A 21,170-nucleotide genomic window follows, 5' to 3' on the forward strand; every position below is an offset into this window, starting at 1 on the left:
ACTGTATGAACGCAAATATAAACGTCAATGCCACTGCACATGCAAATGTGGCGGAACTGAGCCGTTCATCCTTGACAAGCGAGCAGCAGGAGCAGTTCGACTCGATGCAGGAATCGCCAGTCACGATTGTTCAAATTGGCGAAGGCAATTTCCTGCGCGGCTTCTTCGATTGGATGATTCATGTGCTGCGTCAGCAGGGCTTGTACAACGGCAGCATCGCGCTGTGCCAGCCTCGGCCGAGCGGCAGAGCGAAGCTGGAGAAGCTGCGCAGCCAACAGGGGATCTATAATCTCGTTACGCGCGGCTTCGAGCATGGCGAGCAGGTCGAGCGTAGAGAGACGATTGCCGTATTCTCGAAGCTGATTGATCCTTATGTAGAGTGGGAGACTTTCCTCGCGCTTGGCGAAGAGCCGCAGCTGCAGGTGGTCGTGTCGAACACGACGGAGGCGGGACTCGTATACACGCCGGAAGCATACGAGGAAGGGAAGCCTGTGCTGTCTTACCCGGGCAAGCTGACCGTGCTGCTGTATCGGAGGTATGTGACTTTCGGCGGTTCACCTGACAAAGGACTGCTGCTGCTGCCGTGTGAGCTGCTTGAAGGAAACGGAGATTTGCTGCGGCAATATGTGCTGCGGTATGCACAGGACTGGGGATTGCCGGAGGCGTTCATTGCATGGGTAAGCGAGCATAACCGGTTTCTGAACACGTTGGTGGACCGCATTGTTACAGGCTTCCCTGAGCGCGAGGCGGATGAATGGTTCGCGGAGTGGGGTTATTCGGACTTGGCGCTTACAACGGCTGAGCCGTATCATCTGTTTGCCATTGAAGGCGAGCCGGAGCTTGACCATTTGCTGCCGCTTGCCAAGGCTGGGCTTGAGGTGCAATGGGTTCCGGATTTGACGCCGCATCGGCTGCGCAAGGTGCGTCTGTTGAACGGCGCGCATACGCTCATGACGCCGCTCTCGATCTTGCGCGGGCTTACGCATGTGCGCGAAGTGATGGAGCACGAAGAGCTTGGCTTCTTCGTGCGGAGCACGGTGAGGGATGAGATTATCCCGGCGGTGCCGCTGCCCGCGAAGGAGGAGCTTCGCAGCTATGCAGACTCCGTGCTGGAGCGGTTCCTCAATCCGTTTATCGAGCACAAGCTTGAAGCGATTGCGATGAACAGCGTCAGCAAATTCAAGGCGCGGCTATTGCCAACACTGCTTCATGACCCGTCGCGGCAGGGATTGGTCCTCGGATTTGCAGCGCTGCTGCGGTATTACAAAGCATCGGCAGATACAGACGGTCGCTACTGGGGAAGGACTTTCGATGGCGCGACCTATGAGCTGAAGGACGACCTTGCAGCCCTTGAGGCGCTCGCTGCTTGCTGGTCGCAATTCAATAGCAATGGCTCTCCGGCCCAGCTGGCTGAAGCTTTGCTCAGTATGGAGGAGGTTTGGGGCCAGGATTTATCCAAGGTTGCCGGATTAGCTGAGGGCATCGCGGCAGCGTGGAGCGAAATAGGCTGAGCTAAGTATAGATAATGTTATACATCAAGTGTAGATAGTCGGGGGAAAGTTGGTATGAAACGGTTTTTAATTGTTACACAAACGATTTATGCACTAAGTTTGCTGGGATGGATATTCGTGTGGATGATGTCCTTCATGCTATTCGATGGGGGCATTGTTCTCTGGAACTCTCTGATGTTCATCGTAATTAGCATCTATCCAATTATGGTTGTAGTATGCGGAGCATTAGCATGGTTTCAACGATCTCGCAGAAGACGAATTGCAATAGTGATCAATCTTATACCTATGCTATGGATCATAGCTTTCGCCGTGTTTATGATTATAAGCTGGTGATCGTAACGGTGTAGGGGAGAAAGCTTTCGGACTGGAGGACAGTCGATGTTCGATGCAAGTAAAATCAAAGCACTTATCCCGCATCGCTATCCGTTTCTGCTGGTCGATCGAATAGTGGAACTGGTCGAAGGGAAGCGTGCGGTAGGCGTCAAGAATATAACGCAGAGCGAGTCGTATTTGACTGGATATTTTCCAGGCGTTCTCGTTGTTGAAGCATTGGCGCAGGTCGGCGGTATCTTGATGGCTGGCGGAGACCCGAGCAGTCATTGAATCGGTCTGTTGACCGGCATTGATCATTGCGAGTTCAGACAACAGGTCAGAGCGGGCGACCAGCTTATGCTTACTTTCGAGGTCACTCGAAACAAGGGGCAGATCGTCAAAGGCCGTGGCGTCGCTGCGGTGAACGGTGAGATCGTATGCGAAGCGGAGATCATGTTTGCTTTTAGCGGCATCTGAATGGAGTGGATATAACGAGGGCCCAGTTCGTATGTGGACTGGGTTCTTGGATAACGGAGGATCGCCGATGAATGCCGTCATTTTTGATATGGATGGAACGCTTTTTCAGACGAATACGATATTGGAGCTGTCGCTCGAGGATACATTCAGATACTTGAGGTCAGCAGGGGAGTGGTCATGGGAGACGCCGATCCATACGTACCGTGAAATTATGGGCGTGCCTCTGCAGGTCGTGTGGGAGACACTGCTTCCGAATCGCTCGGATACGGTTAGACAGCATGCCAATAGAATCTTCCATGACAGGCTAATCGACTACATTGGGAAGGGCAGAGGTGCCCTGTATCCGCATGTCTGTGAGATTCTCGCTTACTTGAAGCAGACAGGCTGCCCGATCTTCATTGCCAGCAACGGGGCAAAGGATTATCTGAATGCCATCGTGAGCTACTACAGGCTCGATCAATGGATAACAGAGACGTTCAGCATCCAGCAGATCGAATCGGATGAGAAGGCGGATTTGGTTAGACATATGATGCAAGCGTACCAGCTTGAAGCTGCTGTTGTCGTTGGCGATCGGCTTATCGATATTCATGCCGCGAGAAGCAATGGTTTGCCATCCATCGGCTGCCGATTTGACTTCTCCCAAGAAGACGAGCTGGCACAGGCGGATTTCGTTATCGATGATTTGCTGGAGCTAAAGTCGATCATTAGAAATAGAGATAGCAATAGCAGTAGCGGTTCAATGACAGGGTAAAAGCAAGCCAAACGAAAGGGAGGTCCGCAAGCGGACCTCCCTTTTTATTTGGGATTGGTGATATCGAAGATTTTGCCGATCATCCCCGCGGAGCCTAGCGTATTGACCGCGTCCGTCGGGATAAAGATCGTCGTTGCTCGGCCTTCCGCCATTTGTCCCAGAGCTTCGAATGACTTATAAGCCAGTATCTGCGCGTCCAGTCCTGCCAGCTTAATGGCCTCGATCCTCGCTCGCTCTGCATCGGCGACATGCTTGATCGCTTCCGCTTTGCCTCGCGCTTCGAGCTCCTGCGCCTTCTGCTTCGCTTCCGCATCGAGAATTTGCCGCTGCTTCTCTGCTTCGGCCGCGAGAACGACCGCTTGCCGCTGCGCCTCTGCACGCAATACCGTCGATTGCTTCTCGCCTTCAGCCTGCAGGATAATGGCGCGCTTCTCGCGCTCCGCTCGCATCTGCTTCTCCATCGAATTCTGGATATCCGATGGGATGGCTAATTGCAGCACCTCAACGCGCTCAATGCGGACGCCCCAATTCTCCGACGCTTGATCGAGCACCATTCTAAGTTCCGTCTGGATACGATCGCGATTGGAGAGAATTTCGTCGAGCTCCATTTTGCCAATGGTCGCCCGCAGTGCCGATGCCACAATGTTATGGATACCGCCAACATAGTTCGCAATGCCGTAGGTGGCGAGCTTAGGATCCACAACGCTGAAGAAGGTCGCAAGCTCTATCCCAATCGCAACATTGTCCTTCGTGATGACCGATTGTGAGGGCACGGTTTCCTGATGAATGCGAAGATCGTGGCGCAGCCGGATTTTGTCGATGACCGGTATGATGAGGTTTACACCAGCATGCAGCGTTTTGTTGTATTTGCCGAGCCTCTCCACAATCGCTACGGTCTGCTGCGGAATAATCCGAATGCCTTTTATGATAATGACTGCAACCACGGCAAGGATAACAATGAAAACAATAATGCCAACCAATCTGCATCTACTCCTTTGTCACGATTAGTTTCGTTACTCGCACCTCGGCGACGGTTACTTTCGTTCCTTCTTCAAGCTTCTCGCCAGCGTTAGAAACCGCGGACCAAATCTCGCCTTGCACCTTGACTAACCCCGCCTCATCAGGTGTGATGGTCTGAATGACGAACGCTTCTTGTCCCACCAAGTAATCGGAGCCTTGCCTCATTAACGTTCTTGTACTCGAAGGGACGACTCTTCGAAGGATGGGCAGCAAGAAAATATACAGCAGTGCCAGCAAGATTACGAACGTAAAGCATTGAACCAATGGCGGTAATCCGGTCAGTGCGGTTATGATAGTAATAGCAGAAGCGGCAGCCATCAGCAGAAAATAAAACGTTCCCGTAAACAGCTCAACCAGCACAAGCGCAGCGGCCAGAATGAGCCAAGCGATTGCGTACAAGGAAGTCCCCCTTTCACGTAACGAAGCGTCCATTTCTATTTCTATGTTTGAATTGGTAGAACAGAACCGTTCAGGAGGAATGATTGCGAGGATGAACACACGTTATAGCTTCAAACAAGATGAGATCGACAATATTATCAAGGAATTTGGCACGGATTTCTATGAGAAGGTTCAGAGGGATATTGAGGTATATGCAGAGAAGTGGGGGCTAACATCGTTTGAGCTTATCCCGTCCTATTCCGCGAAGCTTGTTTTTAAATGCAATTCGGAAGTCCATGGCAGCGCCGTTCTCAAGCTAGGCAGACTTTCTCAAGGTGTCATAGATACAGAATTCAGCACGATGCGCGAATATAATGGCAGACGATATGGCAAAGTGTTTGACGCTAATATTGAGAACGGTGTCATCCTTGAAGAGTGTTTGCAGCCGGGGATTCCTTTAAGGGCTGAGAGTTCTCTTGAACAGAGATTATCTGTATTTGCTTCTCTATTTAATGGTTTGCACATTGCACCTGCTAATGCAGAGATATATACGACTTACACAGAGTGGGTCAGCAAAATAACAGCATACATGAGCACGCGCGAAGATTGTAAGGAGCTATACCGGCATATGAAACAAGCAGAGGATATCTGCCTATCGGTTGCTGCCTCCTATTCGAAGCAGATGCTGCTGCATGGCGACTTTCATCATGATAATATTTTGCTGGGCGATGGCGGGCAGTATGTGATTATTGATCCTAAAGGTGTCATTGGCGACCCTGTATTTGATGTGCCGCGGTTTATATTAAATGAGTTCGGAGATGAAGTGAATCAAGAGGTTTATCAGAAAATAAACGGTATCATATACAGCCTAGAAGAGAAGCTTCAGATTCCTAATGATATCTTGCGAAAATGTCTCTATGTTGAAACAGCAATGGGAGAATGCTGGATGGTGGAAGACGGAGCGCCTCCGGAGGAATTGCCAAGATTGCTTCAGGTGGTTGCTTTCGCAGAATCGCTTCTGATAGATCAATAACTGATTTATGTAGAAACCGCACCCTGAAGGGGCGGTTTTTTTGTTTTGCTGTCGAACGGGAAAATTGGTTTCTGTGGTGAACCAGGTGAAATGTCCTATTAACCCTACTAAATAACTAGTAGATATGGTATAACCTAATAGATGGATTTTTTGCCAATAGGAAGGGGAAGTCGTAATGAGTCGAGTAAGAAACAGATGGGTTAAGTCTATGGTTTCCGCTGCTTTAATCTTTGTATTTGCTACGGCCGGGCTGAAGGATTATGCCCATGCGGAAGAGACGGAGGCGCAGCAGGCGGAACAATCGACAGCGGCAGCTGCGGTTGAATTGACGGCAGGCGTGAAGCATATTCCAGGCGTTAAGGGATTTAAGACGGTCATTACCCGTTCGGAGCTGCCGGAGCAAGCGCAGGGCTTCACGCATATTACGGTTCAGTCGTCCAATGCGCCGTTCGCTGCACGCGAAGTAGGCATCGAAGCGTTCGCAGGCTTGCCGGAGCCGTATTCTCAAACGGGCTATAACAGTGGACTACCGAATGGCGGCACGTACTATGCGCTGACAATTCTTTACGATAACAATCGTCATGTACTTGCTTACAACGAGGCGACTGTAACTGTCGCTGGCGATGAAGGCACGCAGCCGACGCAACCGGATCCTGTTAAATCAACGGATCCGAACAGCTATGGCAGCGATATCGACCCGAACTACGATAATGTCGGCGATTCCCCATTTACGGATATTACGAATCAATATTGGGCGTTTAGCGCGATTCAAGACTTGGTCACACGTAATGTTATCACTGGCTACCCAGATGGTAAGTTCCGTCCGGAGAGAGTCGTAACACGCGCCGAGTTTGCGAAGATCATGGTGCTGGCTGCGGGTCTTGACCCGGTTAAAGTGGACAAGTCTACGTTCTCCGACATCAAGGCGACGGACTGGGAAGCACCATACGTGGAAGCAGCTAAGCCGTACTTGAACGCTTACAAACTAACAAACGGTAAGCTGGCGTTCAAGCCAGATGCGCCGGCAACTCGTGAGGATGTTGCAGTGGCTATCGTGAAGCTGAAGGGCTACAACAAGACGAAGCTGGCTGACCGTACGATCATTCAAGCGATGTTCAAGGATTACAACTCGATCTCGTCTTATGCCAAGGATTATGTCGCTTTGGCGGTTGAGAATAACCTCGTATCCGGCTTCCCGGACGAGACGTTCCGCGCACAGCAACCGGTGAATCGCGCGCAAGCCGCGTCGATGCTATGGAGAGCTTACCAGTACGGCGATGAGAATAAGGAAGAGAACAGCGACGATGCGGAATCTGCCGATACTGGCGATGGCGAAGAGATCGTCGAGTTCACGGAGTAACGGATGAAGAGAATATCTAAGCTATTGCTGTTAATGGTATGCATTGCGATGTTCATACCAGCCTATTCCGTCTCGGCGCAAGAAAGCCAGCTTCGCAATGTTCATATTTACAGGGTGCTGTGGCAAGGTGATCCCGCCATCATTAAACCGATTCAAGGGATTTCCTTCGACTTCATCGTTTCGACGAGAGAACATATCCATGGCGAAGATATGGTGTTCCTTGATAAAGCGGGCAAAGATTTTATTTTACGGGCAGACGGGCATCCGGATGTTGCTGCTACCATTATGGGCGGCTTCGGAGATCCTGCCGATACGGGCTTTGAGTTTCATGTGGAAGACCTCAGCCAGATGGTAAAAGGCGTACACTATCAGCTCGTCCCGCCGTCCATTAGCTCCGAGTACACTTGGCAAGTAGAGCCGGGCGTAACGGTAAGCAAGGGTGGTTCCAGCTCTTCGACAACTCAGCCTGGCAACGGGGGTAATCCGCTCGATTACGGCAGTGAGCTTGATCCGGAGCCTGATAAGCAGACAAGCTCCCCATTCAGCGATGTCTCTGACGACTACTGGGCGCTGAGTGCGATCAAAGATTTAGCAGGCCGTGGCGTATTAGGCGGCTACCCGGATGGGAAGTTTAGGCCAACCAAGGTTGTAACGCGTGCAGAGTTTGCGAAGATTATGGTTCTGGCTTCTGGCGCGAAAGCGAAGAAGGTAACGAAATCGACCTTTGCCGATTTGCAGCCGTCCGACTGGGAAACGCCTTTTGTTGAAGCGTCCAAGACTTACTTGAACGGCTACAAGCTAACTAACGGCAAGCTCCTCTTCAAGCCGGACTCGCCGGCTATCCGAGAAGATATAGCGGTTGCGCTAGTGAAGCTGAAGGGCTACGACAAGACTCATCTGCCTGACCAAAGCATGCTGCAGGCGATGTTTAAGGATTTCAGCGGCATATCCAAGTATGCTCGCAACTACGTAGCGATTGCAGTCGAGTCGGGCATCGCCTCAGGCTTCCCGGATGACACATTCCGTCCTCAGCAGCCGGTGACGCGCGCGCAAGCGGCGTCCATGCTATGGCGGGCTTACCAGTACGGCGATGATAATAAGTCGGACGATACGGAAGAGATCGTTGAGCTCGATGATAGCGACATCGATTCGGGAACTGGTAATGAAGATGCCGAGCAGCCAGAAGATGATGGGCAAGGGTATTCCGTTGCCGTTAAAGTAACGGATGCGGATGGCAACGCCGTCAATACAGGGCTTTATCTGCGAGGCGAGAGCAAGGACTATCCAACCTCGCGTAATAGTGGGGATACCGGAACGTACTCTTTCACTAACATTCCGAACGGCATATACGAAGTCAAGTTCCACTATGCAGGCTACGTGCTGCAAACGCCGGGAACGATTACGATCAATGGCGGGAATGTGAAGCAGATAGCTCTGCAGCTCGCAGTGCCGACCTTTACGGTAACGGGCAAAGCACTCGATGCGGAAGGCAATCCGATCTCAGGTGCCCGCATCTCGTTAGTAACAGATAGCAATACCGGCGGTTATTGGCCGGCGACGGATGCAAACGGCGGCTTCAAGCTGAACGACATTGCTCCGGGCACATACACGATTGTAGTCGGGGACACGAACAATCCCAAGGCTACAGCAGAGCTGGAAGTGACGGACGGGGACGTAACGGGACTTGTTGTTCAAGGGAATTAATTGAAAGGGTGAGCAGGGCTGTGGCCTGCTTGCTCTTTTTTTTAGTGGATCTGTTAGTCGAGCAAAAGAAAAACCAGCTCTCAAACAGAGTATCAGTTAGTTTGTTCAACTTCGGTGCTGAGAGCACATATGTGTTCTCTCAGCGGGCTTTCGGCGTATTTAAGAGGCTGAGAGCACGTATAGGTTCTCTCAGACAAAGAAAATCGGTTAGTTTGTTCAATTTCGGTGCTGAGAGCACATATGTGTTCTCTCGGCAGGCTTTCGGCGTATTTAGGAGGCTGAGAGCACGTATAGGTTCTCTCAGTTTGGTTTTTGCGAGGTTTTGCGGATGGGGTTGCCCCACTGCTCGCGCGCGATTATTCGCTGAGAGAGGTTTTCGCCTCTCTCAGCACCCATTTTCGCTATTTTCGCACACCGAGAGCGGGTATTTCCTCTCTCGGAGCAGAAAATCAGAGCGCGTAGCAGTTTTCTCCTGCTGAGAGAGGTTTTCGCCTCTCTCAGCACCATTTTCGCTGTTTTCGCACACCGAGAGCGGGTATTTCCTCTCTCGGAGCAGAAAATCAGAGCGCGAAGCGGTTCTCTCCTGCTGAGAGAGGTTTTCGCCTCTCTCAACACCATTTTCGCTATTTTCGCTCACCGACATGACCTTTTTAGAAAACTGAAAATAATCGAGTATACAACCGTATATGTAGGGAATGAGTTAAACTATTAGCGGGCAGGATTGAGGCATAGACTTATTTTGGGAGGAATCATAATGGAAGTATTTGCAGAATATTTGGCAAGCGTCAAGGATCCGCTGCACCGGGCTCGTACGGAAGAAGTGCTCGGCTGGATTATTGAGAAATACCCAAGCTTAGTGCCAATCATTGCATGGAAACAGCCGATGTTTACCGATCACGATACCTACATCATCGGCTTTAGCGTCTCCAAACAACATATGGCGGTTGCTCCTGAACGGGCCGGAATGGTTCATTTTGCTGATGATATTGAACAGGCGGGCTATGACCGGACAGACCTGTTGTTCCGTATAAAGTGGAATAGTTCGGTTAATTACGAGCTGCTTGAGCGAATTATTGCGTTTAATATGTTGGACAAAGCGGATTGCACGACCTTTTGGCGGAAGTAGAAAGGGAACGCATGTCAAAAGAATATAGAATGATTACGGCAGGCGCATTCGCTGGGAAGAAGCGGATGAAGCTGCATTACATGGATGATGAAACCGAACAGATTCTATGCGGCACGCACCTCTCTGGATATGAAACAAGGCCCAGAGAAGGGGTGAGCGTATGTAAGAGATGTGAGGACGCGCATAGAAGAAGAGGCGGAACCATATTAGAACCCGTAGATATCGATGCATGGCTGGGGGATGCTTATCCAGACTTAATGGAAGATAGTCTGGAGGAGGAAGTAGCAGAGCAGGCGGCAATCATTAAAGAGGGCAATCTTGCAGTAAATATAATCGGTCGATGGTCGGCAGATCAGCTTTACGCACCGGGCGCTATGGAAGATACCGAGGTTGTTTTCACTCCGACAGGGGAAGGTTGGTTATGCTTTCAGAACGCATTCGAGCAAATGGTTGAACGATTCACGTGGGAAGTGGATAGCCAAGGGTTGTTGCAGATTGAAGGAGCATCATCGTCGTTCCAATTTCGAGATGTACATGTCGAGATTACGATCGAATCGACTCCCCGTGGGGAGAATGAGGTCATTTCATTTTCCCAGCCGCTTTGGCTAGTGGATCGTCGATTTGCTTTGGTACCGAGAGATCAATCCGACGAATCATTCCACTGAGCTTGCTAAAGTCCGCAGATTGCGGGCTTTTTTCTTGCACGATTAGAGAAGTACTGTTTACAATGCTGCTAGAATACTTATTCGAAGAGATTCGAAAGGTGATGATCGTTATGGAAGTTAGCACAGTTGGAACAGTCGTTTCAGTAAGTCGCAGCACAGCTCATACTTTCAGCAAAGAAACTGTCCAGATCATACGGCTGCTTGCCGGGCTAGGCGTGGAGGGGGATGCGCATTCGGGCACGACCGTAAAGCATCGTTCACGGGTTGCTCAAGATCCGAGTCAACCAAATCTGCGTCAGGTACATTTCATTCATTCGGAGCTGTTCGATGAAGTGCGGAACGCTGGCTTTCACGTCGAGTCGGGGCAGATGGGTGAGAACATTACAACCCGCGGGATCGAGCTGCTAGCGCTCCCTACTTGTACAAAGCTGTATATCGGCGAAACAGCGATTATTGAACTTACTGGCCTTCGCAATCCATGCGTGCAGATCGACCAGTTCCAGCAAGGGCTGTTAAGCGCGGTTCTGGACCGTGATGAGAACGGGAAGCTCATTCGCAAGGCTGGCGTGATGGGGATCGTGCTAGCTGGAGGGGACGTTGCACCAGGGGATACAATCCGCGCCGAATTGCCGCCGGAGCCATATCGTCCACTGGAGCGGGTTTAAAAGATTCGGCTCACACTAGAAAAGTTGCTGCGAGCGTTAGGCTAAGGGTAGCAAATCACGGCATATGAAAAAGGCGAGCGGGGCTGGTCATAAGCCCTGCTCGCCTTTCTTATTTGCGCACACCTGCTGCGGTGAAGCGCGTCCATTCCTGCTTGATCTTGCTCTCGTCGAGCTCGATGCCGATCATGACGAAGTACGGCTCACCGACGTAGCTGCTCGGCGCCCATTCGATCCGCTTGCCCGCCAGCTGGAACAGCATTAGGCTCCCATCGCGTCCGAAAGGCATATACCCTTTGGCGCGCAAGCAATTGTTGCCGCGCCCGCTGACGAAGCTCTCGAACTGGCGGCGCGTCAGTCCTCCGGCGTCAGCGCCGGGATAGATCGCCGCGGTGCGGATGCGCGCGAACGACGTGCTGGTCGCGGTACCCGCCGCGCTGCTGCCGCCACTGCGGGATGCCGCCGCGCCACCGCTGGCGCTGGCGCTCGCCGCAGCGGCCTTGCCGGCCCCGGCCGCTACCGAGCCGGCGGCGATGCGCCCGCCGCCTGTCGCGGTAGCTCGCGCGCCGGTCACAACGGCTGGCTGCCGCCGTCCCGTCGCTGTGACGCCCTCGAAGACGACTGCAGAGTCGATCTCGCAGCGGATCGCCGGCACATAGCGAGCGTCAGGATTGCGGTCCAGCGCGAGCTGGTGTACTTTGTCCGCCGTACGGTTCGAGATGAGGTCGGCTTTGTTCGCGATGATGAGATCCGCGACCTCAATCTGCTTGCGCAGCGTCCGGATCAGCTCGCGATCCGATGAGAAGATACTGTTATAATCAAGCGCATGCTCGGCATCCAGCACGGTGACGATTCGGTGCAGCTTTACTTTGCCGATAATGTCCGGCTCGGTAATCGCCTCCGCGATTTCTTCCGGGTTCGCAACGCCGGTCAGCTCCATTACAATAACGTCCGGCCGCATTAGGGCGAGCCGCTCCAGGCAAGAGGCCAGCTCGTTCTTCTTGCTGCAGCATAGGCAGCCCTCTGTAATGCGCTCCAGCATCTGATAGGCGGACTCGCTGCTGACGAGGGTGCCGTCCACGTCGACGGCGCCGATCTCATTCATGAGCACCGATGCCCGCAGGCCGCTTGACCTCGCATGCTGTAGCAGCCTTAGCAGCAGAGTCGTTTTGCCGCTGCCCAGAAAGCCGCTCAATACGATTACTGGAATTGCTGTTTGTTCCATGATTGCGCGCTCACTCTCCCTCTAAGGTCCATTGCAAGAAAGAATATGCGGCTGTAAGCCAAAATAAAACCCCGGCGTTCCTCAACTGTTAAATTCGCTCAAATAAAGGTATAATTTGAGCCAGCTATTCTATGTGTGAGAGGACGTAAATTATGCCAGTTTCTATTGAACATTCGATTCCGGTTCATCTGCTGTCCGGCTTTCTCGGCAGCGGCAAGACGACATTGCTTAATCAAGTGGTTGATTACTATAAAGCGCAGGATGTGAAGGTCGCTATCATTATGAACGAGCTTGGCGACGTCAATCTGGACGGGCAGTTCGTCGAGGGCGACGTGCCGATGGCAGAGATGCTGTCCGGCTGCATCTGCTGCACCATTCGCGGCGATCTCAGCATCGAGCTGAAGGAGCTTATCGACGAGCACCAGCCGGATGTCGTGCTGATCGAATCGACAGGCGCCGCGAATCCGATGGAGATTATCGACGCGGTGACGGAGGCGGCGCTGTTCATGCGCATTGACCTGCGTACGATCGCGACCGTCGTTGACGGACCTGAGCTGCTTGAGCGCAGCCGCCGTGGCGGCAAGACCTTCAAGCTAATGCAGGACCAGATCCGCTGCGCGACGGATCTGATCGTGAACAAGGCGGATAAACTCGCGCCCGAAGAGCTTGTTGAGGTGCAGCAGCTGGTGCGGGAGCTGAACGCGTTCGCTCCGCTGACTGTGACCATTCGTTGCGTGACGGACCTCAGTATCTTCGACTTGTCGGCAGCACCCAAGGCGAAGCTCGAATCATCCGCGGAGAGGCTCGATGACTCGGCGAGTGGAAAGCATGTATGCGGCGCGAATTGCAATCACGATCATGACCACGACCACGAACATGGCGAGTATAGCTCGCATTCTCATGTCATGACGCTCACGCATTATTTTGCCGGACCGATTAACAGCCACGCCTTCGAGGAGCTTATCCAGCGTCTCCCGCACGAAGTGTACCGGGCCAAAGGAATCGTCACGTTCACCGACACGAACAGCCGCTTCCTGTTCCAATACGCCTATCGCGAAGTGGAGTTCATCCGCATCACGCCGCAGGGGAATGTGAGTGATGTCGCGGTATTTATTGGAGAGCATTTCGGCAAGGAAGCGCTCCAGCATGAGCTGGAAGAACTTGAGCAGAACCGTCTTGGATAGAAGCTTCCACTCATGGGCATGCTACCGCTTGAACGGGCTGGATTTGATTTCCAGTCCTGGAAGGGAGCTATTACATAGTGAAAAAACAACTACGCAAGCAACTTCTCGTACTCGGTTCGGCAGCGGCTCTGCTGCTCTCCGCAGTGCCCGCTTACGCGCAGGAGCCTGTAAGCACGGCAACTCCGCCTTCGGAGCAGCTGGAAGCGCAGCATGAGCAAGAACGCGGCCACCAATGGCGCTGGTCACATCATGGCAAGAGCGATCATGGCAAGGGCGATCACGGTCCGAATCACGAAGCTCGCAAGCTCAAGCATCTGAACGAAGCGGCAGCTTACTTCGGCATTAAGACCGAGGGCAAGTCGAACGAGCAGATCATTAAGGAGCTCAAAGCGGCGCGTGATGCAGATCCGGCGAAGTGGGACAAGTTCAAGACCGAGATGAAAGCGAAGCGGCTCGCTAAGCTGCAGGAAGTCGCGAAGGGCCTTGGCATCAAGACCGAAGGCAAGACGGCGCATCAGCTCCGTGAGGAAATCCATGCGAAGTGCAAGGAGAGCGCGAAGAAGAACGGCGGCAAGGATGAATCGGGAGCTCAGTCCTCCCAGGTCCCTAGCAAACATTAGCGGTTAAGCACATAAGAAGCAGCGGCAAGAGCATCGTGCTCGAGTTGCTGCTTTTTTATATCCGATTTTACAGGAATAGGAAGCTAGTTGTGGAATACCAATGGGAGATCACGTTATAGAGGGGGAATGTGCATGAAGCAGCTCATTATTATCGACGGGATGCCGGGATCAGGCAAGACGACGATGGCGACGCATATAACCGGGATGCTCGCGGTTGCGGGCGTATCGCACCGTTGTTATTTGGAGCAGGAAGAGAATCACCCGCTCATGCTAAAGGACGTCGATTATGCGTCGCTGTCACAAGGCGAGGGAGCAGACAAGTTCATTGCCGAGCTGGAAGCTTCCTACAAGGCATTCGTGCAGGAACGGCTTCGTCAGGAAGAGCAGGTCACGATCATCGAGAGCGTCATGCTGCAGGACGTCATCAGCGTCTCGCATTTGTGCGGGATGGACCGGGGCAAGCTGCATCAACTGGCGATATCGCTACAGAAGCAGCTCGAACCGCTGAATCCTCGGCTCATCTATTATTATCAGATGGACGTGGAGGGACAGTGGCGGTTTATTTGCGGTGTTCGCGGCAATGAATGGGGGCCGGTATCGCTGCATACCAACGAGGACTTCAGGGAAGCTGGCGAAGTATGGTCACGCGCTCAAGTCTTCGTCCGCGGGGTAGTCGATGACTGGTCCATTCCGAAGCTGATTATCGAGAATCGCGATTACCGCTGGGATGAGAATACGGAACGGGTGGAGCGGTTTCTGGCGGAGTCGCTGGGTGTGGGGCGGTCTTTATAGGGTTGCACTCACCAATTATCACACTGGTTTCACTAACATTGCGCTCACAACTATACCAACCTGCTGCTCGGTTGGCCTAACGGAACGTCAAGCGCTTATTCGCCATTTTTCCGCGCATTTAGCGCGCTAACGGAACATAGAGAAGTTAATGCCCTGATCTTACCCCTAAATGGGCAAAATCGCAGGTAATAAGGTCTCTGTGTTCCGTTACAATTCCCAAGCCGCCTAATTCACCCCAATAACGCGTCTGAGTTCCGTTAGTCTCGTTAGTCTAGTCTACAAACAAGTGCCCCCCATGCGTTCATGCTAGCGTTCGCGAGCGGGCCGCACGAGATAGAAAAAGTCCGAGAGGAAGTCGCAAGGACTTCATTCTCGGACCTCTGAAACGGCTGCCCCCACGGGCAGCCGTTCACTATTCACGCGCCAACTTCTCAATCAGCGCGATTACCTGCAGCGTAGAGTCGCCTTGCTGACCCTGCTGCATCTGCTTCTTAATCGCTTCGCGGCTATCATACACCTTGCCGAGCGACTGCAAGAAGGTTTCGTCGCTCAGCTCCTCCTCTTGAAGCACCTCGCAATAGCCTGCCGAACGGAACGATTCGGCATTCAGAATCTGATCGCCTCGGCTTGCAGACTTCGAGAGCGGAATGAGCAGCATCGGCTTGCGCAGCGCCAGAAACTCGAAGATCGAGTTCGAGCCCGCCCGCGAGACGACGATATCCGCGCAGGCAACCGCATTCGCGAGTTCATCGTGAATGTACTCGTACTGCCGATAGCCAGGCGTCCCATTCAGCTTGTTGTCGAGCTCGCCTTTGCCGCAGATATGAATGATCTGATACGTCCCTGTCAGCTCCTTTACATTGCTGCGAATGACGTTGTTGATGCGCTGCGAGCCGAGGCTTCCGCCCATAATAAGCAGTACCGGCTTTCCTGGCGTGAACTTGCACCACTGGATGCCTTTCCACGCGCTGCCCGATCGCAGATCGCTGCGAATGATCGGACCGACATGCACCGACTTGTCGTCCTTAATCAGTGTCGTTGTCTCCGCGAAGGTGACGCAGATCTTCTTGGCGAACGGGCCGGCAATCCGATTGGCAAGGCCAGGCGTTAAGTCCGACTCGTGGATGATAACCGGCACTCGGTTCAGCCAAGCGCCAAGCACGACGGGGACGGAGACGAAGCCGCCCTTCGAGAACAGTACATCCGGCTTCAGACGATGAATGAGCCGGTATGCCTGGTATACCCCCTTCACGACACGGAAGGGGTCTTTGACATTCTCAAGATCGATATACCGGCGCAGCTTGCCAGTGGCGATTCCGTAATAATCGACCTCCGGCAGCCGGCTGATCAGCTGCTTCTCGATGCCGCTATGCGAGCCGATATAGGACACTTTCCAGCCCTGTTCAATCATCGTTGGGATGATTGCTGTATTGACGGTCACATGTCCCGCCGAGCCGCCGCCGGTAAACAGAATATGGCGCGGTGAATCCTGATGCGGGGGGGATGCGGGTTTAGTTGGCATGGTCCGAACTCCTTAATCACAATCTCGTTAGCCCAGCGTACCACAAAATAATGTCATTGCGTGAGCAAATCAAGCTGCTACCAGTCGTATTTGCCAATGGATGGAGTACATCTTAGAAACCATATGCGCGGACCTGGCATTCATTCCATTATTTTCTATGTGACGAACTGTTGACACCTCTTGACTTTGAAAATGATATTCATTATCATTCATCCATAGACAAATCACCATTATCAGGGGGCTACTACGTTGTTGCGCAAAACAGATCGCGTTAAGAAATTCAGCATTGTATTCATGAGTATTCTAGCCATTATGCTTGTACTTTCCGCTTGCGGAAATAACAAAGCTAACAATAGCGGCAATACGGGAACCGAGAACACAGGAAACGCGAATACAGGAAATACAGGTTCAGACAATGCAACAGCTGAGCCAAAGGTTGTCAAAGATGCAATGGGTCATGAAGTTACAATTCCAGCTAACCCGCAGAAGATCCTGGCTTCCTACCTCGAAGATCCAATTGTAACGCTTGGTCTCAAGCCAGTTGCACAATGGTCTGTAGCGAACGGCATCCAAGACTACTTGGCACCGCAATTGAATGGTGTACCTACAATCTCGTACGACCTGCCGGTTGAATCCGTGCTTGGTTTCGCGCCTGACCTGATCATCATCGGTTCTGAATCTGCCGTTCAGAAAGGTCTGTACGAGCAATACGCGAAGATCGCTCCTACTTATGTACTGGGCGATAAAGTGAACAATGACTGGCGCGAAGCGCTTAAGACAATCAGCGGCCTGCTCGGTAAGAGCGATGCAGCTGACAAAGCGATCGCTGAATACGATCAGAAGGCAGCAGATGCGAAAGCTAAGCTGGAAGGTTCGGTTGGCAAGAAATCCGCAGCGGTATTGTGGCTTGTAGCGAAGAACTTCTACCTTGTAGACGATACGAAGTCGAGCGGCGCGGTTCTGTACAAAGACCTTGGCCTGACGCCTCCAAACCTTGTTTCCAACATGCCTGCTGAAGCGAAAGCAAGCTGGAACCCCGTTACAATGGAGAAGCTGGCTGAACTGAACGCAGACTACATCTTCCTCGTGAATAGCGACAAGACAGAAGCAGCTGAAACATTGAAAAACCCGGTATGGCAGAACATTCCTGCCGTTAAGAACAAGCACGTGATCGAGCTTCCAGCATCGAGCGCATGGCTGTACTCCGGTAAAATCGCCGGCGAAATGATTATCGACGATGTTCTGAAGAACCTCGCGAAATAATAACGGCTGCTAGTACGAGCAGCAGCTTAACAATGGAGCGTATTTCCTTTTTCGAAATTCGAAGAGGAGGTACGCTCTTTGTGCTATAATGAGGCAAAAAAAAGTAGGATGGCCTGGCCGATGAACCTGTTACGCAAATTGCCGATTCGCGGGCAAATGTACTTAATCGCTGTACTAACCGTAAGCGTTATCATCGTAATCGTGCTCTTTAACTATAGCCGCAGCGCTGCGTATTTGACGAAGAACAATGAGATGTATACAAGGGACATCTCCAACCAATTGGAGCAGACGATTTTATCCAATTATGATGTCATCAAATGGCTAACCTATAACGTTGCGTATAACCAAACCATTCAAGACTATCTGCTTGATGAGAATCCGCTAACCAAGTACCAGCGTTTCCCGACGCTCAAGAACTTGTTCATCAACTTGACGACGGTCAAGTCAGGCGTCCTCGACTTGATCGTAAGCGGCAAGAACGGCGATTCGTTCTCGCTGCAGGGATTTTCAACGGAGCCATTCGGCAACTTTATGCCGAAACGGGCCGATTCGTACTTCTCGAACGTAGCAGAATGTCCTTCCGGCAGCATCGAGCGGTATTGCTTCGCTGTCGGAACTAATATTTTCTCCAGTAACATTCATAACAAGTATACGAGCGAGATCGGCCAGATTATCGTGGTCATTGATGCAACAACGCTTACCGGCGGCTATGATTTGAAGACGCTTCAACCGGGCACGACCGTCTATTTGCTCGATCGCGGCAATACGATCTTCATGAGCAACGACCGCGACAAGATCGGAAGGCCGTTTCAGCTGCCGAGCGGCGAGGATACTAGCGGCCTCGTTCGCATCGATGGGAAGCTGGCACATATCCAGATCAAGGACATTCCCCAGATCGGCGGAAAGTTCGTCCGTGTCATTCCGGATGACGTGTTCTTCAAGGACATACGCAAGCTCCGCGAGCAGACGCTCATTGCTGTGGGCATTGGCGTGCTGCTGTTGCTGATTCCGTTCCTGTTTATTTTGAACAATATGATATTGCCGCTGCGCAAGCTTTATTATTATATGAGGATTAATCATCAGGCCGATTTGAACCGGCGTGTTGATTTGAGCGGATCTGCGGAAGCGGAGGTCATCGGGGCGCGTTATAACCAGATGCTCTCGAATGTGCAGGACTTGACCGAGCAGCTTGTCGATTCGAAGGAGCGGCTGCTGACGTCGGAGATTGAGAAGAAGCGGGCGGAGTATGATTTTTTGAAAAGCCAGGTGAATCCGCATTTCCTATATAACACGCTCGATACGATACGCGGCCTCGCCTCTGAGCGAGGCGTGCCGGAAATTCGGGAGATGACAGGCGCGTTATCGCGCATCTTCCGCTATAGCATCAAAGGCAGCGATGCCGTTCCGTTGTCCGAAGAGATACGGGTTGTCGAAGCGTACATGAACATTCAAGCGGTCCGTTTCTCGCATCGGTTCGAGCTGAGCTGTCATATACCGGAGCCGCTGAGGCAGCTGAAGGTGCCGAAGATGATTTTGCAGCCAATCATTGAGAACGCTGTTTATCACGGGCTGGAGCCTCGCTACGAGAAGGGGAGGCTTACCGTCACCGCAGAGCTGGACGCGAACGGGCAAGATCTGATTCTAACGGTGCAAGATGATGGCGTCGGCATGGACAATGAGCAGCTAGAGCGTGTTCGGCAGCAGCTCCATCCAAACCGGGAAGTAGCAGCAGCAAGTGAAGAAGAAGGCAGTAACGGTGTTGGACTGGCGAATGTTCACAACCGGCTGCAGTATCTGTATGAATATCCATATGGAATTGATATTTCGAGCAAAGAGAAGGCGGGTACAATTGTAACCCTTCGCATTCCTGTGCAGATGGAGGTGGGGCACCATGTATAGAGCGATGATTGTAGATGATGAGCAGTGGGTCGTCAAGAACCTGCTGGATGCGGTGGAGTGGCCTCGCTTCGGGTTTGAAATTGTCGGCACGGAAACGAATAGCCCGCGTGCGTTGCAGCTTATCAAGGATATGAATCCGGACCTAGTGTTTATTGATATTCGGATGCCGGAGATTAGCGGACTGGAGCTAATTAAGAGATGCAATGAATCGCAGCTGGATACGCTCTTTATCGTCGTCAGCGGTTTCGCGGAGTTCTCTTATGTGCAGAAGTGCATGAATCTCGGAGCGCTCGGCTATTGCCTGAAGCCGATTGAGGAAGAGGAGATTATTCCTTTATTGAAGAAAGCGAAGGACAAGCTGGATGACCGTTCTGCCCGAGATGTACCGTCCTTAATAGACTGGATTATGGAGGACAAACAGGAGAGCGGCGAGCGGATCGGTCGGCTGCTATCGAACGCAGGCATGGATCCCGCGAGGGGGTTGCGTGCGATTGCAGGGCTGGATGTAGAAGATGCCGAGCTGCTGCGTCCGTTCCGCCACCTGAAACTTAGCACGGGAAGCGGCAAGGTGTTGTATGTAGCGGAAGAGATGGGCCCGGATTCGGTCCACGCCCATCTTCTAGCGTATCGCGGGAAGTTCCGTGGTATGGGCATAAGCTCGCTTGTCTACGAGACAGCACAGCTGCGTGAAGCGATTGAGGACGCGGAGCTTGCGGCGTTCCAATATTTTATCGCCGGTGGACCGACGGTTTGTGTGGCGAACGTAAGCAGCAGCAAGGGATTCGGCGATTTCAAGCAGCTCACGACGTCTCTTGGGCAGCAGAATATGACTGCATTGCTAGCTCTATATGACCAATATGCGGAATGGTTTCGGACGGGCGCTTATCAGATGAAGCATGTGTTCTACCTCTACAACACGGTCATGTCGACGATTATTCAATCGCAGCATGTCGAGGAAGAGCTGCTGGCCAAATATTGGATCGTGGATTACGAACGGCTCATCGAGCGTTATTCAGATATGGACGACTTGATCCACGATTTGAAACGGATGTCTGGCGCGTACTTAGGCGGCCTCTACCATCAGGGGCAAATTCGCAGCGAGTCGTTCAGCGCCGTCATCGATTATGTGAACCGTAACTTTCATCAAAATATATCGTTGCAGATGCTTGCCGATGAGTTCTATATGAACCGAAACTATATCAGCCAGCTGTTCATTAAGCATGTGAGCCAGTCGTTCACCGATTACTTGGCCGAGCTGCGGGTTCGCCATGCGTGCGAGCTGCTGCGGGGCAGCAATTTGCCGGTGCACCGGGTTGGGGAGCGAGCCGGCTATCCGGATGCGTACTACTTCAGTAAGATATTCAAGAAAATGATTGGCAAGACGCCTCGGGAATATCGGGCCGCGAGTGATGCTGTGCAGAAGGAACAGCGGGCTGGGACGGGAACGGTAACGGGAACAGGGACAGTAACGGGAACGGGAACAGGGACAGGAACAGTGAGTAGAAACGACTAATTGAGTGAGATTAGCTTTACTAGCGGGAGGGGCTGCCGAAGGGCAGCCTCTTTTTGTGCTGTGAGGGAGTGGCGAGCGGCGAGAGTGGCGAAAGAGGTCCAGCAGGTGGACTACATGGGTTGGAAATGAGTGAAAGTAGACGAAGAGAGTCCT

At 52.3% G+C, this 21,170-nt stretch carries 18 protein-coding genes and 1 pseudogene; 15 read left to right on the top strand and 4 right to left on the bottom strand.

All coding sequences use genetic code 11. The annotated features are described in order from the left end of the window. Nucleotides 1-5: 5 nt before the first annotated feature. From AC0YNX_RS22185 to AC0YNX_RS22195, 3 genes and pseudogenes are all read left to right on the top strand, one after another. Nucleotides 6-1,511 (top strand): tagaturonate reductase, encoded by a 1,506-nt coding sequence (locus AC0YNX_RS22185; RefSeq protein ID WP_475817889.1) that lies wholly within the window; start codon nucleotides 6-8, stop codon nucleotides 1,509-1,511. 378 nt (nucleotides 1,512-1,889) lie between these two features. Then, nucleotides 1,890-2,300, top strand: a pseudogene (gene fabZ, locus AC0YNX_RS22190) (3-hydroxyacyl-ACP dehydratase FabZ). Between the two features lie 67 nt (nucleotides 2,301-2,367). Further along, nucleotides 2,368-3,051 carry an HAD family hydrolase gene (locus AC0YNX_RS22195; RefSeq protein WP_475817890.1) on the top strand — a complete coding sequence of 228 codons (684 nt, stop codon included), beginning with the start codon at nucleotides 2,368-2,370 and terminating at the stop codon, nucleotides 3,049-3,051. A 44-nt stretch (nucleotides 3,052-3,095) separates the two neighbouring features. Here the strand turns inward: AC0YNX_RS22195 and AC0YNX_RS22200 are convergent, their stop codons facing one another. Together AC0YNX_RS22200 and AC0YNX_RS22205 are read right to left on the bottom strand one after the other, a co-directional pair. Beyond that, nucleotides 3,096-4,031, bottom strand: a complete 936-nt coding sequence (locus AC0YNX_RS22200) for an SPFH domain-containing protein (RefSeq protein ID WP_475817891.1) — start codon at nucleotides 4,029-4,031, stop codon at nucleotides 3,096-3,098. Nucleotides 4,032-4,038: 7 nt separating this feature from the next. After that, on the bottom strand, nucleotides 4,039-4,470 hold the full coding sequence (locus AC0YNX_RS22205; RefSeq protein WP_475817892.1) for an NfeD family protein: 432 nt from the start codon (nucleotides 4,468-4,470) through the stop codon (nucleotides 4,039-4,041). A 91-nt stretch (nucleotides 4,471-4,561) separates the two neighbouring features. Between AC0YNX_RS22205 and AC0YNX_RS22210 the strand changes: the two genes are divergently transcribed. From AC0YNX_RS22210 to AC0YNX_RS22235, 6 genes are all read left to right on the top strand, one after another. Continuing rightward, the gene (locus tag AC0YNX_RS22210) at nucleotides 4,562-5,482 is read left to right on the top strand and encodes an aminoglycoside phosphotransferase family protein (RefSeq protein ID WP_475817893.1); all 921 of its coding nucleotides are present in this window, start codon (nucleotides 4,562-4,564) and stop codon (nucleotides 5,480-5,482) included. A 175-nt stretch (nucleotides 5,483-5,657) separates the two neighbouring features. Beyond that, on the top strand, nucleotides 5,658-6,842 hold the full coding sequence (locus AC0YNX_RS22215; protein WP_475817894.1) for an S-layer homology domain-containing protein: 1,185 nt from the start codon (nucleotides 5,658-5,660) through the stop codon (nucleotides 6,840-6,842). A gap of 3 nt (nucleotides 6,843-6,845) precedes the next feature. After that, nucleotides 6,846-8,546 carry an S-layer homology domain-containing protein gene (locus AC0YNX_RS22220; RefSeq protein WP_475817895.1) on the top strand — a complete coding sequence of 567 codons (1,701 nt, stop codon included), beginning with the start codon at nucleotides 6,846-6,848 and terminating at the stop codon, nucleotides 8,544-8,546. A gap of 754 nt (nucleotides 8,547-9,300) precedes the next feature. Further along, on the top strand, nucleotides 9,301-9,672 hold the full coding sequence (locus AC0YNX_RS22225; protein WP_475817896.1) for an iron chaperone: 372 nt from the start codon (nucleotides 9,301-9,303) through the stop codon (nucleotides 9,670-9,672). 11 nt (nucleotides 9,673-9,683) lie between these two features. Further along, on the top strand, nucleotides 9,684-10,337 hold the full coding sequence (locus AC0YNX_RS22230; RefSeq protein WP_475817897.1) for a hypothetical protein: 654 nt from the start codon (nucleotides 9,684-9,686) through the stop codon (nucleotides 10,335-10,337). Nucleotides 10,338-10,447: 110 nt separating this feature from the next. Continuing rightward, on the top strand, nucleotides 10,448-11,002 hold the full coding sequence (locus AC0YNX_RS22235; protein ID WP_475817898.1) for an MOSC domain-containing protein: 555 nt from the start codon (nucleotides 10,448-10,450) through the stop codon (nucleotides 11,000-11,002). Between the two features lie 109 nt (nucleotides 11,003-11,111). Here the strand turns inward: AC0YNX_RS22235 and AC0YNX_RS22240 are convergent, their stop codons facing one another. Next, nucleotides 11,112-12,224 carry a CobW family GTP-binding protein gene (locus AC0YNX_RS22240; RefSeq protein WP_475817899.1) on the bottom strand — a complete coding sequence of 371 codons (1,113 nt, stop codon included), beginning with the start codon at nucleotides 12,222-12,224 and terminating at the stop codon, nucleotides 11,112-11,114. Nucleotides 12,225-12,376: 152 nt separating this feature from the next. Between AC0YNX_RS22240 and AC0YNX_RS22245 the strand changes: the two genes are divergently transcribed. The 3 genes from AC0YNX_RS22245 (at nucleotide 12,377) to AC0YNX_RS22255 (ending at nucleotide 14,820) form a co-directional block, all read left to right on the top strand. After that, on the top strand, nucleotides 12,377-13,408 hold the full coding sequence (locus AC0YNX_RS22245) for a CobW family GTP-binding protein (RefSeq protein WP_475817900.1): 1,032 nt from the start codon (nucleotides 12,377-12,379) through the stop codon (nucleotides 13,406-13,408). Nucleotides 13,409-13,485: 77 nt separating this feature from the next. Beyond that, nucleotides 13,486-14,028: a hypothetical protein gene (locus AC0YNX_RS22250; protein WP_475817901.1), complete on the top strand. Its 543-nt coding sequence runs from the start codon at nucleotides 13,486-13,488 to the stop codon at nucleotides 14,026-14,028. Between the two features lie 132 nt (nucleotides 14,029-14,160). Beyond that, nucleotides 14,161-14,820 (top strand): P-loop NTPase family protein, encoded by a 660-nt coding sequence (locus tag AC0YNX_RS22255; RefSeq protein WP_475817902.1) that lies wholly within the window; start codon nucleotides 14,161-14,163, stop codon nucleotides 14,818-14,820. A 412-nt stretch (nucleotides 14,821-15,232) separates the two neighbouring features. On the opposite strand, the gene AC0YNX_RS22260 is transcribed toward AC0YNX_RS22255, so the two are convergent. Continuing rightward, nucleotides 15,233-16,342 (bottom strand): undecaprenyldiphospho-muramoylpentapeptide beta-N-acetylglucosaminyltransferase, encoded by a 1,110-nt coding sequence (locus AC0YNX_RS22260; RefSeq protein WP_475817903.1) that lies wholly within the window; start codon nucleotides 16,340-16,342, stop codon nucleotides 15,233-15,235. 249 nt (nucleotides 16,343-16,591) lie between these two features. Here AC0YNX_RS22260 and AC0YNX_RS22265 point away from each other — a divergent pair, with 249 nt between their 5' ends. The 3 genes from AC0YNX_RS22265 to AC0YNX_RS22275 all read left to right on the top strand — a co-directional run bounded on the left by AC0YNX_RS22265 (nucleotide 16,592) and on the right by AC0YNX_RS22275 (nucleotide 21,017). After that, on the top strand, nucleotides 16,592-17,605 hold the full coding sequence (locus AC0YNX_RS22265; protein ID WP_475817904.1) for an iron-hydroxamate ABC transporter substrate-binding protein: 1,014 nt from the start codon (nucleotides 16,592-16,594) through the stop codon (nucleotides 17,603-17,605). Nucleotides 17,606-17,725: 120 nt separating this feature from the next. Then, a complete protein-coding gene (locus tag AC0YNX_RS22270) occupies nucleotides 17,726-19,504 on the top strand; it encodes a sensor histidine kinase (protein ID WP_475817905.1) in 1,779 nt (592 codons plus the stop codon). Beyond that, the gene (locus AC0YNX_RS22275) at nucleotides 19,497-21,017 is read left to right on the top strand and encodes a response regulator transcription factor (RefSeq protein ID WP_475817906.1); all 1,521 of its coding nucleotides are present in this window, start codon (nucleotides 19,497-19,499) and stop codon (nucleotides 21,015-21,017) included. Before AC0YNX_RS22270 ends, AC0YNX_RS22275 begins: the two co-directional genes overlap by 8 nt. The last annotated feature ends 153 nt before the right edge of the window (nucleotides 21,018-21,170 follow it).

The sequence above is a fragment of the Paenibacillus sp. J31R98 genome (assembly GCF_056269245.1).

Excerpts from the sequence above, each read along its gene's own strand:
- AC0YNX_RS22245 (WP_475817900.1), top strand. The coding sequence starts at position 12,377 with ATGCCAGTTTCTATTGAACATTCGATTCCGGTTCATCTGCTGTCCGGC.
- AC0YNX_RS22220 (WP_475817895.1), top strand. The coding sequence starts at position 6,846 with ATGAAGAGAATATCTAAGCTATTGCTGTTAATGGTATGCATTGCGATG.
- AC0YNX_RS22255 (WP_475817902.1), top strand. The coding sequence starts at position 14,161 with ATGAAGCAGCTCATTATTATCGACGGGATGCCGGGATCAGGCAAGACG.
- AC0YNX_RS22240 (WP_475817899.1), bottom strand. The coding sequence starts at position 12,224 with ATGGAACAAACAGCAATTCCAGTAATCGTATTGAGCGGCTTTCTGGGC.
- AC0YNX_RS22270 (WP_475817905.1), top strand. The coding sequence starts at position 17,726 with ATGAACCTGTTACGCAAATTGCCGATTCGCGGGCAAATGTACTTAATC.
- AC0YNX_RS22230 (WP_475817897.1), top strand. The coding sequence starts at position 9,684 with ATGTCAAAAGAATATAGAATGATTACGGCAGGCGCATTCGCTGGGAAG.
- AC0YNX_RS22275 (WP_475817906.1), top strand. The coding sequence starts at position 19,497 with ATGTATAGAGCGATGATTGTAGATGATGAGCAGTGGGTCGTCAAGAAC.
- AC0YNX_RS22195 (WP_475817890.1), top strand. The coding sequence starts at position 2,368 with ATGAATGCCGTCATTTTTGATATGGATGGAACGCTTTTTCAGACGAAT.
- AC0YNX_RS22260 (WP_475817903.1), bottom strand. The coding sequence starts at position 16,342 with ATGCCAACTAAACCCGCATCCCCCCCGCATCAGGATTCACCGCGCCAT.
- AC0YNX_RS22210 (WP_475817893.1), top strand. The coding sequence starts at position 4,562 with ATGAACACACGTTATAGCTTCAAACAAGATGAGATCGACAATATTATC.
- AC0YNX_RS22225 (WP_475817896.1), top strand. The coding sequence starts at position 9,301 with ATGGAAGTATTTGCAGAATATTTGGCAAGCGTCAAGGATCCGCTGCAC.
- AC0YNX_RS22185 (WP_475817889.1), top strand. The coding sequence starts at position 6 with ATGAACGCAAATATAAACGTCAATGCCACTGCACATGCAAATGTGGCG.
- AC0YNX_RS22235 (WP_475817898.1), top strand. The coding sequence starts at position 10,448 with ATGGAAGTTAGCACAGTTGGAACAGTCGTTTCAGTAAGTCGCAGCACA.
- AC0YNX_RS22215 (WP_475817894.1), top strand. The coding sequence starts at position 5,658 with ATGAGTCGAGTAAGAAACAGATGGGTTAAGTCTATGGTTTCCGCTGCT.